The organism is Stenotrophomonas maltophilia group sp. Smal32 (genome assembly GCF_030237085.1).
Classification (GTDB): domain Bacteria; phylum Pseudomonadota; class Gammaproteobacteria; order Xanthomonadales; family Xanthomonadaceae; genus Stenotrophomonas; species Stenotrophomonas maltophilia_Q.
In genome coordinates, this window is sequence record NZ_JASJSI010000094.1 from 1 (window position 1) to 16,517 (window position 16,517).

The following is a 16,517-nucleotide window of genomic DNA, read 5'->3' on the forward strand; positions in this document are numbered from 1 at the left end:
TGCGGTGAGCATGCGCCTCGCCATCGAGTCCGCCGCGCGGGTGCTGACGGCCGTGGGCTCCCCAAACCCTTCTACCCCTTACCCCCACCAACCCGACGTGGAAGACATTGAGCGCGCGCGCCCGGGCAACCTCGCTGCGGCGAAGCGTGCCGTGACCCAGCGCTTGGCCGTGAGTTCGCAAGGTGAGCTGGCCGAGACCCTGGCCCAGCCCGCCACGAACGCAGGAGTTACCCCGGGTGCCCCTTTGACGGGCACCGGTGATGGGCGAGCACACCCGCCATCGAATATGAGGGCGCCAGAGCGCTCTCCGCCTCCCTTGACGATCAATGGACTCAACGACGCAAGTGCAATGACGACGCCGCCCCCACTTCCATCGCGTGCTTCGCCTGCCTCCCTGCCCGACGAGCTCCGGCAGGTGGCCATGGACTCCGAAGCGCCGGCCAAGCAATACGCGGTGCCCCGCCCTCCCGAGGGCTGGGACATAACCCGCTGGCTTGGCCCCCATGATGAGATCGAGATCGCGGGCATCGTCATCCGGGGTGGTCTGTTCTACACAGGCCCGCGGCTGGCCACACCTGGCACGCGCGAGCAAGAGCCCAGCTTGGTCAACGGCGTTCTTGGTGTCGGTCGATACGGGGACTACCGGTCCACGACGCGCTACTGGGGTGGTTACGCAGACTTTGAACCGGCGGAACGGCACGCCTACTTGAAGTGGCTTGCTTCGGACCGCACCGATCCCGGCTGCGCGATCCAATACGTCCGATTGTTCATGTTTGGGCTGGAGCGTCGCGTCTTGCTGGACTCGGTGAGCGATCCGGCTTCCAAACAAGACTGGCCCGCTATTGAGGCAATGCTTCGCCGCTTGTCCTCTGCCTATGCTGCCGTGCATCCGCACATCCACGGACATGTCAACAGCCTGCTCGACTGGATGGCTTTGTCGGAGGCAGGCGACCAGATCTACAACGCCCCGCTCCCCACGTTCGAGCGAAGTTACGAACTGCCCTTCTACATCCGCTTGGCCTTGGGTCAGTGCTCATTGGATCGCGCTCCCGTGCCGGCCACCCTGGCCACGGCTTGGGTGCGCCTCAATCCCGAGATTCCGATGCGAACCGCCGCGAAGCGTTGCGCAGAAGAATTTGATCGGCTTTTCGCGCTGCGGTATCAGGAGACGTTCGGCCCAGGCCTTGTACTGCCAAAGAACCGCACCAAGCTTAAGTTCACGCACCGCCCCTTCAACCCGGTGCTCGATCGAACCGAGGCCGGTACCCGAACGTTTGGTGACATCCCCGATGTCACCGCGTTGCGGCGACCGTTGAAGGCGCTTCAAGAGCTTGTCGTGCAGTGCACCGAAGACCTTGCGTCGTTTAGCCGTCTGGTTGGCAAGACGCCGGAGGCCAGGGAATCTCTGGAAGGCCTCTTGCTTCTTCCACCGGAGATCTGGCCAATCTCCATGCAACAGGTGCTTGCCCAAATCGCTTCAGATGCCCAAGCAGGAAACCTGTCGCTTCGGCAGTCCGACCTCTTGGGCAAGTTTGGCCTCGTCGGCGGTCCATTGGCCAAAGACAGAATTCGGGATCTCGCCCGGGCATTGGAGCAATCCGGGGTTGGGATCGAACCCAACGTGCTGGAGGGAGCGCGCGTGCCTGGTGAAAACGATCCGATCGTTCTGTTCGCCATGCTCCCAGACCAAAGCCACAAGACCGACGCCCAGGCCTATCAGACCGCCCAGTTGACCCTGCAGCTGGGCTCAACGGTTGCCCAATCTGATGGCGCGTTCAGCACCCACGAGCTCGAGCACCTTTCGCGCGAAATCGAGAACTGGACGCACCTCAGCGAGGGTGACCGGCGGCGACTGCGCGCGCACCTCGACCTTTTGGCAATGGCACCGCTTGCCCTTCCCGCACTGCGCAAGAAGCTCGACCCGCTCAGTGAGGACATCAAGGACGCCATCGCCGGGTCCATGGCCACGCTCGCCCAAGTCGACGGAATGGTCTCTCCAGAGGAAGTCCGGTTCCTGGAGCGCGTTTACAAAGCCTTGGGCGTGGATCCCGCTCGGGTGTTCAGCGACGTCCATGCACCGCGCCCATCCAAAGCCGCAAGCGCATCGCCCAAGGCTGCCCCAGGCGCCTTCCAACTCGATCCCGACCGGATCGCCGCGCTGGAGCGGGACACCGCCCAAGTCTCGGCGCTGCTCGCCAACATTTTTACCGACGAAGAAGCGGCTCCCCCTGATCTTGCGCTGGCGGAAGCGGCGTTCTCCGAGACGGAGAGCGCCGGTCAGTTGCTCGGGCTTGATCAAGCGCACAGCGCATTGCTGCGGCTGATGCTGTCGCGCCCGGTTTGGACCCGCGCTGAGCTGGAAGATGGCGCAGCGGACATGGAGCTGATGCTCGACGGCGCGCTTGAGCAGATCAACGATGCATCGTTCGACGCTTACGACATCCCCTTCTCCGACGGCGACGACCCGTTGGAGATCAACCCCGAATTCATTGAGAAGATCGAGCAATGAGCAGCCCAATCCGTTCCAAGGACCGCGACGCGGTGATCCAATCACTGCGCGCCGGCGTCGTCCCTCGCGCCGGTCAGCATTTGATCCAGGTCGGGCGCGCCCGCGAAGTGCAAACCTTGGTCACTGACATCGATAGGCTCGCCGATGGCGGCTCTTCCTTCCGCCTGGTGGTCGGCGAGTACGGCGCAGGCAAGACCTTCTTCTTGAACCTCGTGCGCGCCATTGCGATGGAACGGAAGCTCGTCGTGGCCAGCGCGGACTTGAACCCTGACCGGCGGTTGCACGCGTCCGGCGGCCAAGCCCGCTCTCTCTACGCAGAACTGATGCGGAACCTGGCCACCCGCACCAAGCCCGACGGAGGCGCCCTGCCCGGCGTGGTCGAGAAATTCATTTCGACTGCGGTTGCCGAGTCGAAGTCCCAAGGCGTATCCCCTGAGCAGGTCATCCGCGCAAAGCTCGAACAGCTGAGCGAGCTGGTCAACGGCTATGACTTTGCAGACGTGATTGCTGCCTATTGGCGGGGCTTTGAGCAAGGCAACGAGCAGCTCAAGTCCGATGCCATCCGCTGGCTGCGTGGCGAATTCTCCACGCGCACCGACGCTCGCGCGGCGCTGGGGGTTCGCACCATCGTGGACGACGCGTCGGTCTACGATCAACTCAAGCTCATGGGCCGCTTCGTTCGGCTGGCGGGCTACAGCGGCCTGCTGGTGTGCTTGGACGAACTGGTCAACCTCTACAAGTTGGCCAACGCCCAGGCGCGCAATGCGAATTACGAGCAGCTGCTGCGCATGCTCAACGACTCCCTGCAGGGCACTGCAGTAGGCCTTGGCTTTGTTCTGGGCGGCACCCCGGATTTCCTGATGGACACCCGCCGCGGCGTCTACAGCTACGAGGCCCTTCAGAGCCGTCTGGCCCAGAACACTTTCGCCATCAATGGCTTGGTCGACTTCAGTGGGCCTGTGGTGCGCCTATCGAGCCTGACGGCCGAAGATTTCTACGTCCTGTTGACCAAGATTCGGCATGTTTACGCCGCAGGAGATGTGGCGAAGTACCTCTTGCCCGACGAGGCCATCCATCAGTTCATGACCCACTGCGCCGGCCGGATAGGCGACAGTTTCTTCCGCACTCCCCGCACAACGATCACCGCATTCATCAACCTGTTGGCCGTCCTGGAACAGAACCCAGGCGTGGACTGGCAGTCCCTGATCGGCTCGGTCGAGGTGGCGCAGGACCATGGTGGCGATGGAGATCTGGCCGTACAGGAGGACGACGAACTGGCGTCGTTCAAGCTCTAAGCATGTCCGACTCTGGTGCCTTCCATCTGCTCCATCCTCGCATCCAGCGCTACCTGTGGGCCGAGCAATGGGAGGCGCTGCGCGAGGTCCAGGAGTTGGCCATCCCGCTCGTGCTTCGAGCGGATCAGGACGTGATCATCGCCGCCAGCACCGCCTCGGGAAAAACCGAGGCCGCTTTTCTTCCTGCGCTCACGCACCTTCTGAACACCGACGAGGAGGGCCTGATTGTCTACATCAGCCCTCTAAAGGCGCTCATCAACGACCAGTTTGAACGGCTGCAGCGGCTTTGCGAGGACCTTGAAGTCCCCGTGTGGCCTTGGCACGGAGACATATCGGGCTCGACTAAGCAGCGATTCTTTAAGCACCCCCGTGGCGTGCTCCTGATCACCCCGGAGTCCCTGGAGGCGATGCTCTGCAACCGCGGAACCTCCGTAGCAGCCGCGTTTTCCAAGCTCATTTACATCGTCGTGGACGAACTTCACGCGTTCATTGGAAGCGAGCGTGGAAAGCAGCTTCAATCGTTGATGCATCGGATCGACGTGCTGTTGCGGCGGCGGACTCCCCGCCTGGGCCTGTCGGCGACCTTGGGTGACTTTTCAAGCGCAGGCCGATTCCTTCGAGCAGGCCCCAGTCCTGCCCTTGTCAACGCGGCCTCCAACGACAACGCCCTCCAGCTCGTCATCAAGGGATACGAGGAGCCGGGAGCACCCAACGGGCCGGAGGACGAGCCTACCGCCCCAAACGCAGTCTCCCAGCACCTGTACAGAACGCTTTGCGGGACCAACAACCTCATCTTCCCCAACAGTCGCCGGGAGGTGGAGAGATATACCCACCTTCTCAATCGTCTCAGCGAACAGGACGGACGCCCAAGGGAGTTCTGGCCGCACCATGGCAGTCTTTCCAAAGAAATCCGAACCGACACCGAGGCCGCCCTCAAGCAAAAGGAGCGTCCAGCAACCGCCGTGTGCACCAACACGTTGGAGCTTGGCATCGACATCGGCGCGGTGAAAAGCATCGCTCAAATCGGCCCGCCCCCTTCTGTTGCCAGCCTGCGCCAACGACTGGGACGATCGGGCCGACGCAAGGGCGAGCCAGCCGTGCTGCGTGGCTACGTGATTGAAAATGCCATCGATGCCGACTCTCCGCTGGAGACCCGTTTGCGCCTTGCAACTGTGCAGACCATAGCCAGCGTCTTCCTGCTCACCCAAAAGTGGTATGAGCCACCGTCCGTCAACGGCCTTCACCTCTCCACCCTGGTCCAGCAGCTGCTCTCCTCCATTGCCCAGTACGGCGGCCTCAAGGCAGCCCAAGCGTATCAGTTGCTCTGCACAGATCCAGGACCGTTCCACGGGCTGTCCCAGGATGCATTTGCAGAGCTTCTACGTCACCTGGGCCAAGAGCAGATTCTGATTCAAGACAGCTCCGGCCTCCTCCTTCATGGCCCGGTGGGCGACAAGCTGGTCAACCACTACACGTTCTACGCCGCCTTCAGTGTGGATGAAGAGTTCCGAATCGTGGCATCTGGCAAGACCTTGGGCACGCTCCCTGTGTCCCAGCTGCTGAGCCCCGACCAACGCATCTTGTTCGGGGGACGGACTTGGCTGGTCGAGCAGGTCGAAGATGCTCAGAAGACGATCTACGTCGCCGCAGCAAAGGGCGGCAACCCACCGCTCTTCAATGGCTCGGGTGGGCAAGTTCACACGCAAGTTCGGCAAACGATGCGGAGGCTATACCAGCAGGAACTGGAGCCTGTTTTTCTGGATCCTACTGCCTCGCGCTTCTTGCAGGAAGCGCAGAGCGCTTACTTTCACTTGGGAATGTTCGGCAAACTTTTACTCGATCAAAGCAGCAATCTATTGCTACTGACATGGTTGGGAGACTCTGCGAACGAAGCCATCGCGTGCCTTTTGAATGCTCAGGGCTTTGTCTCCCAAGCAGACAGACTGGGCGTAGAGATTTCCAAAGGAGGGAGAAGTCTCGATGACGTGATCAAGGTGCTCGGACGGATAGCGCGGACCCCAGCACCATCGCCAGAGACGTTGCTCCACTCAGCAAAGAACTTGACGACACAAAAGTGGGATGGCCTCCTTCCTACGCGACTGCTCCAGCGGTCCTACGCTTCGCTGCGCCTGGACTTGGAGGAGGCCACCTCCTGGCTGGCTCACACCTTCAATTAGCGGCTCAGTCAGAGCGCAGGTTGCTTGGTAGAGGGCGGGTGTTTGTCGCCACAGCGGCAGAAGCGCCCGCGCCAGCTCAGCGTCGCCTCCAACCTCGACCGCCAACCTTTCCTTTCGGCAGACTTCCTGGTGGCTAAGCGCTCTTCGAGAGCGTCCCAAACACCATCAGCCCTCAAGGCTTCGCGTCGCCTTGCATCCATGTTGGAACCGGGAACAGCCGAGGAATGGGCCATTGCGGCCACTCCTCGACTGAAGCATCCCTTGCTTGCATACGGGACAAGGGTCACCAACGTTGGTGCTCGTAGATAGCCGCTGAGCGTTCGGTTTGAACGGGACTGGGGGCAGTGATTCCTGACTGACCTTACGTTTGAACGTACAAGCAGGGAATCGGCTGCAGCCGTGAAAGTCTCCATAGGGCCCTGATCGCAACTGCAGCACGCCCCGTCCACAGCCCGGGCAGGGCTCCAACGCATCGCCGTCGACGGGTTCGATCTTGAGGTGCTCTTGCTTGACCAGTTCAACCAGGAAGCGCGAAGGCTGGGCAAGGGTCGTGTACAACCGAACCTGTTTGCGGGCACGGGTCATGGCGACATAGAACAGGCGCCGCTCCTCCGCCACAGGGAAGGGATCGGGCGCAGGCATGGCCAGCTGAAGTGCGGGGTCGTCTTGAATCTGACTTGGGAAGCCCCGAGTGCCCTCCACCACGTTCAAGACGAACACGTACTCGGCCTCCAATCCCTTGGAACCGTGAACCGTTCGATACTCGATGCTTAGCTTGTCACCAAAGCGGCGCTGCCACACCTCGATTGCGCCCGGCCTGTCGTCTCGGTAGCGCCCCAGAAGCATTACGGTGATGCAAGGCCCTTTGAGCGGCAGCAGCTTCCCGCTGACAGCCAGCTGATGCATGTGCGCCAGCTGCTTCTCAACATGCCCCACGATGCTCGCCTGATCGCCAAACCCGTATGCAAGAATGGGGGTCTTGGTGAGCGGATTGGTGGTCTTTACCTTCTTCTTGATCTGAGCGGGATTGGCCTGAATGAACTTGCTGGAGATGTCGCACAAATCCTGGGGACAACGGAACGTGGTGCTTAACGACAGCCGTGTTGCATGGTTGAAGGTCTTCTCAAACTCCGTCATCACTGTGATGTCTGACCCAGCAAAGCGATTGATACCCTGCCAGTCGTCGCCGACCACGCACAGGTGCGCGGGTGGTTCGGACTGATTCGATAGCGCTTTCAGAAGGCGTATGCGGGCGCGTGAGCTATCCTGGAATTCGTCGGCGAGGATAAGGACGAATGGACTCCTGTAGGCTCCAGACTCCACGTGCTCAGACGCCAAGATCAACATGTCCTCGAAGTCAATGAAGTTGCCGCGCTGCAAGCGCCGCTCCCACTCCTGGGCAATCTGCTCGTAGATTTTGAGGTACATGCGCAAACGCGCGCCAAACCCGTCTTGGGATTGCGCGGCCAGGGCGGCATGCAGGTCCAGACGGTCAAGCCCATTGTTCTTGACATGCTGTTGAAACACCCTGAACGAGCGGGCCAAGTCTTGGGCCTGAACCGGTGATAGCCCGGTCCCTTCTCTATCAGGTTCAAACACCAGGTGTACACCTCTCGCCTGCAGCGCCGTTGCCAAGGCAGGGATCGCCTCGCCGGTGAGCAGGCCATGCGAGGTGGTCTCGAACAACGCGGTCCCGAGCTTGGCGTGAAGCTCACGTTTCCACTTGACGCCTGCCAGGTAATCCTTGAATTGCTTGGGTGCTTCTCCTCTTCCGTTGAGGGCAAAGTGCTCGTGGTAGAGCTGGATGTCTGGATAGTAGAAGTCCGGGAAGTACCGCCGAAACTGGTGATCTGCGGTGTCGTGCTCGTATGGGCGCTCATACTCGTATTTCACGCCGTTGTAGAACAACCAATCCGAGATCGTGCGCTCTTCCTTGCTTTTGACCACCTCGCCACGGGCCGTGCGGAACCCACGAACGCCGTTGCCATACGCTTCAGGCTCGTCCGGTTGCCCCCACTTCCCCACATCGCGTGCGTAAACCGTTCGGAACAGGTCCCAGTCACGCTTGAAAGCCTTGTCTTGATCACAGAGCATCTGGATGATGTCGCCGACCTCTCTGACGTCAGCGCCGGGATTGCCGGGATCGACCCATGGGGCAAGGGACGGCTTCTTGCCCGTGGCTTTAGCGATGACGTCAATGCCAAAGGCGTGGAAGGTGCTTGAGCGGACCCTCTCCACCTGGGGCACTTCTTTCAACTGCTCAGCAATCCGAACGCCCACTTCCTCCGCCGTCGCTTTGTTGAAGGCTAAAAGCAGGATTTGCTCAGGCTTGGCCAAACCGCGGTGCAACGCGTAGCCGGTCTTGGCCACCATCGTGGACGTTTTACCCGAGCCAGCCGCGGCCACGACCATGACGGCGTCATCCATGCAGATACAGGCATGGATTTGTTCTTCGGTGAGCGGGTTCCTTTCAACCGTATTGAAGAATCGACCGCACGCGATCCTCTCAAAGACCATGTGTTGGCCATTGAACTTCGCATACCGCAGCCGCAAGGTCTCTTCAGGAGATGAATCCCCAACGGCCTGCTTCCATGTCTTCGCTCGATGCTGCGGTGCCGGGTGCGATGCCAGAAACCTGCTCGCTGTTCCTTTTGGAATCCACCGACCTTGGCCGGCAAATGCCAACGCCCTGTCAGACCACTGCTTGAAAGCCTCATCGAAGTCCGCTTGAGACTCGGCAGCGTTGGCCCGGGCTTCCTCTGCCACCCTCGGATTGACTGAACGGTGCTTAGGCGCCTTCTTTCCGAAGACCACCCCAATAAGCCACATCAATCCGATGAATACCAGAAACTCCACTGCCCTACCCTCTGCCCTGCGGTCCCGCGTCCGTTCGGGCAATAATGCCACGAGGACGACAGCCCGCGCGCCAGCGGCAACCATGATTCGCTGCTTGGTCATGACCGCCGAGCCCCGAAAATCAAAGGCGCACCGCTACTGAACTGCATCCGACCATTTTTCTTACGGCCAAGGACCACCGCACGCGGCCTGCGCGACAATCCGCCGACCTTAACGAAGTTTATTGGCCTCAGCACCGGCCCGGGCCACTAAGCCAAATCTGGATGCTCATAATTGGCCAACAACAATAGGAAGCGATGCATGGACGCCACTGCATCCAACAACGTCTCCGATCCCAGGTCGACGCTGACAGAGTCGTCCTCGCTCCTTACCTTCACCCCGGGCAACGATCCCACCCGCGTGCCCTTAAAGCCCTCAGCGGGAAAGACCCCATTCGCATGGGTGACCTTGTTGCGCAGTACCGAATGAATCTTGATTCGCTCGATGTCGGGCATCGTCCAGTCAATCTGAACGCCACACTCCTTCATACACCGCTTGGTCCGCTCCAAAGCCGATTGCTTGCTCATCGGCTCTTGCTTTGGCAGCCCGAAGCGATGCCGCGTGATCATGCGAATCTGAAGCAACGCATGCTCAAACGTCGCATAGATCATCAGGTACTGGCTGCGCCATTGCAGCTGCGGAAGCATCTCAATGAACGCTGTTTCTTCAACCATCACGTCGGCGTAGCGGTCTGCATCGTAAGAGTTCAGGTCGGCGATCGTTTCTTTGAACGCCTGATCGTACCGATCGCACTGCGCCTCAATCATCTCCCCGACGAGCGTCACGTTCTTACTGAGAAACGCAAATTCCGCGATGAACCACCGCTGCATTTCCGGAACCAATCTACGGCGAAGAAGGCGCTGGATCTCCAGAATTCGTTTGGGTACTGCTGGTGCCTGGGGTAGGTCAGACATGTGGAAACTCGTCGACAAGGGACCTCTCTAGTTGACCATGGAGTCGGCTCAAACGACAGGCGTAGCGTCGAGCCGAACGCCCCTCTAGAATGGAGCCGGAGCCGATGACTGGACCTTCCAAGTGTTCGGCCAAGGCTTCCAAGGTCTTGATCAGTCGCTCCATCCACAGCCGCAATCACAGGGACGAACATGCGCGCTCCAGTCACGATCCTGATCTGCGTCCTCACGGCAGCTGCCTTTACGGCTTGCGACAGCAACCGCGGCCTTCGCAATGAAGTGGAAAGGCTGCGCGAGCAGGTGGCCCAAGATCGCCTGCAATGCGACCACGCCCAAGGGCTCGAAGCGCGGGACTCCAGCGAGGTCCGGCAGCGCCTGGTGCGTATCGGTGAGTTGAGAGCCGACATGGAATGGGATGAGCTGGTCAGCGCCGGCGAAGCCGGCACCGCCGAGCTGCTCGTCCAGGCCAAACGACGCATGTCCAACCCGGACTACCGGGTCCAACGCGATCGCGAGTTGGAAAGCCTGGAACGCGAAGTCGCGCTATACAAGCAAGACGAGCCACGCCGACGGGAAGACCGGCGAATCGCGTGCGACGCGCTGCTGGCGAGCAATGAAGCATACCGAGCGGCAAAGGCAAAGCTATCCGCGGCGACCAAACCCGAGGGGTGACGTGCGCGTACGACCTTGAGAAATGCTGTCGCCGCAGAGGCCGCTCAATCGCTGGCCATACCCAATACCAAGGTTCACCCAGCATTCGGCGGTGACTGTAACCAAGCCGAGGCATGTCCTTGGTGCATAGCGTCCCATACCGAACGCCAGCTCGCCTTGCTGGCGGCGTCGCCATCAGCAAACAGGGTTTGGACTTCCACCCCAATCTTTCTGGCATAGCCTTCCAGAGCACTGTCGGCTTGCGTTGCTGCCGCCACGAGCGATGCGCTTTTAGCCCACTCCTTAGCGAAGGCAGCGGCCCAGATGCCCCTGGCCAACGACTTTCGCAGCTGCGAAACAACCAAGCTGCCAGCTTCCAGTTCCTTCGCGCTCCAATGCACCTCGTAGCCAGCACTCGATGCATCGATGGAAACACGGAAGCCGTGACGCTCCTTCGTCCACATAAAACGATGCAGTTGGAGCGCAGCATCGGCAGCTTGAAGCGCGACAGCGACATCTAACGTTCGCAGCCCACTCGTGAGTTGCTCCGTCCAGAACCGCTCTTCCTCACAGATGGCTGATTCAACCGTTGCCATGTAGGCCTCCGCTAAAATCGGCATGCTATGGAGGCAGTGACGTTCGTCAAGCTCACCTCCAGCACCCAATCGGGGCCCGATCCGTCAGGAGCAATCACCCTCGCCATTTATCTCCCGTACATAACTTACTTAACAACCAGAGGCCGATTGTTAGCTTGTAGAAATTAAACAGTACGGTAATGACTGCGATTAGGCACGGCACCTATTCACGCAAGCCTTTGATTTTCAAAAAATGAAGCCCTCCAATTGCTCCGTAATTTTCTTTTCCTGAAGAAGCAGTAATGCGAGCCCACAGCTGATGCCTACGGTCGGTGCACGGCTGACCCATTTCTATTGACGATTTCTCAGCCTGGTTTATCCGTACTTCCATCGAAACGATGGAAGCCCGCAATGCCGTTGACTCAACCCCCAAGCCCCCTCCAATCCTACCTGGACGATCCCAACGGCTCGCTGGAGATGTTTGACATCCGCGTCGGCAGGTTTCGGATCGGAAAGCTCGTGGTCACCGGCCGAGAGGCCGCGATCCAGGCCCAAGAGATTCTCAATGCTGCCTATGAGCGCACCCGCCGCGCACGCTCGACCAAGAACGGCACCCGGTATCCCGAACCGCTGCCCGTGGGCACACCTGGACGAACACTCTCCGTAGAGATTGACGACTACATCCGCAATCGCGGCGACTACAGCTGCCTGGCCAGAGAGACAGTCGAAGCAACCTCTCGCACCCTTCGGCTGCTTCTAATGACGTGCGGGGACATCCCTGTCACCCGCATCGACCACGCTCACATCTACAAGTTGTGGGACCTCATTCGCTGGGCCCCAGACCGCCTGCTCTCCGATCCTGAGTACCGCAGGTTCACCTACGACCAAGCGGTCGCGCGCGGAAAGCAACTCAACGTGTCCCCACCAGCCCCGGCCACGCTTGAGAAGCACAGGCGCTTCCTGTCGACCTTCTTCAAGAAGCTTGAGAAATCGAAGGCCATCGGTGCCTCTCCGATGGTCGCCTTCGACGAGATCAAGAAGGACCTGGTCGTGGATCCGAATAGGCCCGAGCGTCTGTTTGACGATGCAGAGCTCAAGCGCATTTTCGACCCGCAGACCTATGTTCCATGGGCCTGTAAATACCCCCACCGCTGGTGGCTCCCCATCCTCGGGCTCTGCACGGGGGCGCGCATCAACGAGATCGCCCAGCTCAAACTGGCAGACGTGGTGCAAGAGGCCGGCGTCTGGTGCATCCGGATCCAGAAGACCGTCGATCCCGACCTGGCGCACAAGACCCGCAACCGAAGCCGTCAGCGCCTGAAAGGGAAGGCAGCCATTCGCACCCTCCCCATCCCCACCCCAGTGCTCAATGCGGGCTTCCTCGATTTCGTGGCCGATATCCGGGCATGCGGTCATCCCCGGTTGTTCCCCCACCTGACCGCCGGCGTGAACCGCAAGACGGGTGAATCGAACCAACGCTACAGCCAAGCGGCGCTCAACCAGTTCAGCACCTACCTGAAGGGCCTGGGCTTCGGGAAAGGTATTGGGCTGCATGCGTTTCGGCACACTATCGCCACAGAGCTCCATCACAAAGGCGTGCCCGACGAAGACATTGCCTTGCTGACCGGCCACAGCATCAGCAAAAAGGTCCCTGTGCTGCATGAGGCTTACTTCCACAAGAAGCCCGAGCTCGCGCGAAGGAAACAGATCGACCTTTTGGCCCGCTACACGCCACCGGTGGAGCTGCCGATCTACCAGAGGGGGCAATTTGCAAAGCAGCTGAGTGATGCGAGCAGGTTCTATCCTTGACCCCTTTTCCCCAGATTCGGTGATTGCACCTCGGAGACCGCCAGGGGATGCTGCTAGCGGTTGACAAGCCCGTCGGAGAGGTTAAAACACAGTCTTTGAGAAAACACATGAAATCAGCATTTCTCCGGGCCCATCTTGCTACCCTTGGCGTCTGCCTCGAGCGCGACGGCTATCGCTGGTGGGTGTCTTACCCTAGGACTGACCCGATGAATAGATTGCGCGTATCCACCCTCGACGCAACCCAAAGAAATTGGGACATTGCGGCAGGACGATTAGTTGACAGACTGTGTATTGCCCACGCAATGGTCCGCGAGGCCAAATGCCTTGTGCGCAAAGATCAACTGCAATTTGCATCATGGATAGAAGGGAAGGAACCTAGCCTTCCACTTTCGCTCCTTCGAGCAAAGATATCTTACAACTTCCCTCATTCCACTTGGCTCACAATAGCCCAGAATCTTGCAACCACCCATGGATCGATAGCTGCCGTTAGCACGCAGGACATCTACCAGCTGGCTCTAGACGGGCTGACCTTAACGAAGGACGTTCCCTACCAGCTTGTTCATCCAAGGTGATCCGCAACTATCTCACTCGCAAACGTGATCGAGCGATGCGATACCGCAAAGGAACGGTCGGTGAAGCATACGCATCCATGAATCGACGCCCGCTCGGACTGCTGCAGCGAACGCTGTCAAGCGCCCCAGAGGTATCACGCCAACAGTCACCGATGCTAGTCTTGAGCTCTAACAGACTCAGAGGCGGTCATCAGGTGAGCAAAGGATGGATCGACAGCACCATCTCATCGAAGGTAAAGAAATTCGTTGATCGCAAGATTGGAAAATTCGATCAGGTATTCGATCCATCTCCGTTGGCCGGGGCACTGCAAGTTGCCACTGTGGAGATTCTTTCCCTTCTTTCGGAAACATCCCTCGACGAAGAGGAAGTGACCTATGCACTACTGGGCTCTTTCACATCCAACATCAGGACATTTGCCTTGGAGTTTCCTGATACCTTTTGCCCACAGTTCTACTGGCAGCGATACTCAAAGAACAGTAGATCACAGGGTAGTGAGTCTGCATCCGGTGCAGACTTCGCCTTCCTCATTCGATTGAACGATGATCGTGCCCGGGTAGCAGTTTTTCAAGCGAAGAAGATGGACGCTCAAGGGAGGGTAGACATAACTCAAATTTCTCCCCTCAGAGAAACGGCCGACCAGGGAGAACTGCTTCCCGAGCCCCAAATTCTGCGACTCTTGAGAAATGCCCAGTACATTTCAGGCAATGCCAACCTCGACGCAATGAAGTGGGTGTACTACGCAGGCTATAGCGATCACGGATGCTCCTGCTCCCCGCTTTCCGACCACATATCAACACTTGAAAACAGCAGGACCTTCAACGAGGGGGTGATAGCCAAGCTCAGGGAGAAACGGTCAAATCTCGAAAAATCACATAATAAAGACACAACCATAGTGCCCAGCGATGGAGAACCCTCAACACTTCTCAATGCCAAGCACAGCACTGACAGAAAGGATAACTGCACCCAGAAGAACGCCGAGCCAATAAAACCTCAGCAATTGGCACGAATTCTAAAGGACATCGCGACAAAGGAATGGGCGGAGCACCCCCAAAAGTCCATCCAATGCTCGGAAAGCAAAGTCCAGCTTACGCATTTACTCAGCGCGGGAGCATCTCTAGGACCAAACGAACAAGCACCTGGCTGGCTAGAGCTCGATGGAAGAGACACGATCTCAGAATTTATCAAGAACGCAAAAAATTCCATTCGGCTCGTTCAAGCCTGCATCAACGGGGGCTACGATCTTGAAAACAGCAGCAAGACTTCCCCACCCCCCTTATCGAGCAAGAATAATCCGGTACTGGACAAATGCAATGAGTTTTCAAGAAATTACAGGCACGTCCAAGATGCTCTTTCAGCTAAAGAAAGGACAAAGAGCGCCTCACAGTTGAACCAAAATTCTATAGACCACCCCGATGATCAAGGCAACCAAAAGATCGCCGGCCCGACAAAAAAAGGACGGGTGGTCTAGGAAATGCTCGGTATCCCGGTGGAGAATTCAGTCTGAGTTCTCTGTGCGAAGAATCGGCCTTCGGCAAGCTAAGCGTCCCGCCCGCAGCGCCCTCAAGGCGCAGGGCGCCGGTTGTTCTACGTGGCGCTGACCCGGACCGGCGCACCGTAGCGATGTTCACCGCCCAGCTCGACGTTCCTTCGCGAACTGGAAGAAGACGAGGCCGTGGTGGTCACCAACACCGATGGCGAGGCCGTCGAGGAAACGCCCTGCCCGCCCTGCAAGCAAGGAGTCTTGGTGCTTCGCTCGATGAGGTCGGCGATACCGTTAAAAAGATCGACAACAGCTTCTTACTGCAGGACGAGGATCCCTACGGGAACCATCTGTCGACCAGCGGTGCGCCGCACGGCTACTGGGGCGCGAACAGTGTCGGCCCGGGCTGAGCGAACTTCGACTGGCAAGATGCAAAACGGCGGCCATTGGCCGCCTTTCTTTCTCACGGGCGTCTTTCCTCCCCCATCCTCCGGACGCGGCCAAGAGACTGACCTAGTCCAGCAATAGGAGGTTCGGCTGAGTGCAACTTTGCACCTGACTGATGCATGAGAACATTCCAGAAGGAATCAGGAGAACGCAATGTCGACCATCGCCACCTACGATCTCATCGCGGCTATCACCTTGGTCGTTGTTGTGGCGATGGTCTACGGCTTCAGGCGAGACGAAGAATCCGAACGGACTAAAACGGCGAAGGTATTAAGCCTCACGCAGGCTCTGCGCGCTTCACGTCCATACAACGAAACAACCGTCAAAGCGGAAGTGACACTGCCGAAAAGTGAGACATCCGCGTTCAGCGGTACAGACGATGCCTATCGTAGGAACCACGTCTCGGTGAGCGGTGAACGCAATGGATTCCACGGAACAAATAGCATCGGTCCTCCCTAAAATCGAGCCAGCCATACTGGGAACGCATCTAGAAACACTAGGACTCTTGTTTCTGGGCGGTGACCGAGAGCGCCGGGAGCACCAAGTGACGCGTCACAAGGGAGTGTCACTGGGCAGCTTCTCTCCCGTTCCTGCAGGACAGCTGGCCAGAACATGGCAAGTCAGAGGGTCAAGTTTCTCGCCGTCGTTCCGATACACCTAAGTGCCAAACACTTGGCGCGGACATGCTTGGAATCCAAGCGGATTGACAATTTCTCAAGGACTCGGGATGAAACTCTCTTATCGCACCACCTCCCTCGCTCTCGTTGCTGCCCTGGCCCTGCCAGCGCTTGCCCATGCGGAAATCCTGAAGGGTGAGCGCATCGTCGGCCACTATGGATGCGGGACGATGATCTGCAACTTTGAAACGCCGGATGCAGGCACCTTCGATTTCGAGATGGAAGACAAGAACGTTGCACCCAAGATCTTTGCTGCTTGCAAGATCGACGACATTTGCGCCATTACCGGAGACTTTGACATCGACAATGCAACCATCGTCAAGGTGACCAAGGTGGAGAACAGCGGCCAGAAGCACCAGGACTGACACCGCGACACAGAGATGCCAACGGGGCAAAAAAAAGGTTCTTCACCCAAGTCCGGGGAAGGCTGCACGGATTTTGAGGAAGAAATAGGCGTCGTCTCGGTATCCGTAGGCGACGCGCTTGATGACCTTGATCTTGTTGTTGATTCCCTCGAC

General features: G+C 58.8%; 12 protein-coding genes. 8 read left to right on the forward strand and 4 right to left on the reverse strand.

Going from position 1 to position 16,517, the window contains the following annotated elements; genetic code table 11:
* The 3 genes from QRO91_RS17820 to QRO91_RS17830 all read left to right on the forward strand — a co-directional run.
* The coding region (locus QRO91_RS17820; RefSeq protein ID WP_285310489.1) for a TerB N-terminal domain-containing protein at positions 1-2,509 on the forward strand (2,509 nt) is incomplete at its 5' end.
* Positions 2,506-3,804, forward strand: coding sequence for an ATP-binding protein (locus QRO91_RS17825; protein WP_164190958.1), 1,299 nt, complete (start codon positions 2,506-2,508; stop codon positions 3,802-3,804). The genes QRO91_RS17820 and QRO91_RS17825, both read left to right, overlap by 4 nt.
* A gap of 2 nt (positions 3,805-3,806) precedes the next feature.
* A complete protein-coding gene (locus QRO91_RS17830; protein WP_197650418.1) occupies positions 3,807-5,981 on the forward strand; it encodes a DEAD/DEAH box helicase in 2,175 nt (724 codons plus the stop codon).
* 165 nt (positions 5,982-6,146) lie between these two features.
* Here QRO91_RS17830 and QRO91_RS17835 read toward each other — a convergent pair whose 3' ends face one another.
* Positions 6,147-8,939 carry a UvrD-helicase domain-containing protein gene (locus QRO91_RS17835; protein ID WP_285310490.1) on the reverse strand — a complete coding sequence of 931 codons (2,793 nt, stop codon included), beginning with the start codon at positions 8,937-8,939 and terminating at the stop codon, positions 6,147-6,149.
* Positions 8,940-9,085: 146 nt separating this feature from the next.
* The gene (locus tag QRO91_RS17840) at positions 9,086-9,790 is read right to left on the reverse strand and encodes a hypothetical protein (protein ID WP_197650420.1); all 705 of its coding nucleotides are present in this window, start codon (positions 9,788-9,790) and stop codon (positions 9,086-9,088) included.
* 189 nt (positions 9,791-9,979) lie between these two features.
* On the opposite strand from QRO91_RS17840, the gene QRO91_RS17845 reads away from it, so the two are divergent.
* Positions 9,980-10,459 carry a hypothetical protein gene (locus QRO91_RS17845; protein ID WP_019338270.1) on the forward strand — a complete coding sequence of 160 codons (480 nt, stop codon included), beginning with the start codon at positions 9,980-9,982 and terminating at the stop codon, positions 10,457-10,459.
* A 74-nt stretch (positions 10,460-10,533) separates the two neighbouring features.
* Here the strand turns inward: QRO91_RS17845 and QRO91_RS17850 are convergent, their stop codons facing one another.
* Complete coding sequence (locus QRO91_RS17850) at positions 10,534-11,034, reverse strand: hypothetical protein (RefSeq protein ID WP_138984375.1); 501 nt, start codon at positions 11,032-11,034, stop codon at positions 10,534-10,536.
* A gap of 390 nt (positions 11,035-11,424) precedes the next feature.
* Between QRO91_RS17850 and QRO91_RS17855 the strand changes: the two genes are divergently transcribed.
* The 4 genes from QRO91_RS17855 to QRO91_RS17870 all read left to right on the forward strand — a co-directional run bounded on the left by QRO91_RS17855 (position 11,425) and on the right by QRO91_RS17870 (position 16,364).
* The gene (locus tag QRO91_RS17855) at positions 11,425-12,822 is read left to right on the forward strand and encodes a site-specific integrase (RefSeq protein ID WP_235652071.1); all 1,398 of its coding nucleotides are present in this window, start codon (positions 11,425-11,427) and stop codon (positions 12,820-12,822) included.
* 766 nt (positions 12,823-13,588) lie between these two features.
* Entirely contained in the window at positions 13,589-14,863 is a 1,275-nt protein-coding gene (locus tag QRO91_RS17860) for a hypothetical protein (RefSeq protein WP_197650924.1), read from the forward strand.
* Between the two features lie 612 nt (positions 14,864-15,475).
* Positions 15,476-15,781 (forward strand): hypothetical protein, encoded by a 306-nt coding sequence (locus QRO91_RS17865; protein ID WP_019338992.1) that lies wholly within the window; start codon positions 15,476-15,478, stop codon positions 15,779-15,781.
* A gap of 268 nt (positions 15,782-16,049) precedes the next feature.
* On the forward strand, positions 16,050-16,364 hold the full coding sequence (locus QRO91_RS17870; RefSeq protein ID WP_138984397.1) for a hypothetical protein: 315 nt from the start codon (positions 16,050-16,052) through the stop codon (positions 16,362-16,364).
* A 42-nt stretch (positions 16,365-16,406) separates the two neighbouring features.
* Here QRO91_RS17870 and QRO91_RS17875 read toward each other — a convergent pair.
* On the reverse strand, positions 16,407-16,517 hold a 111-nt coding region (locus QRO91_RS17875), incomplete at its 5' end, for a transposase (RefSeq protein ID WP_196239415.1).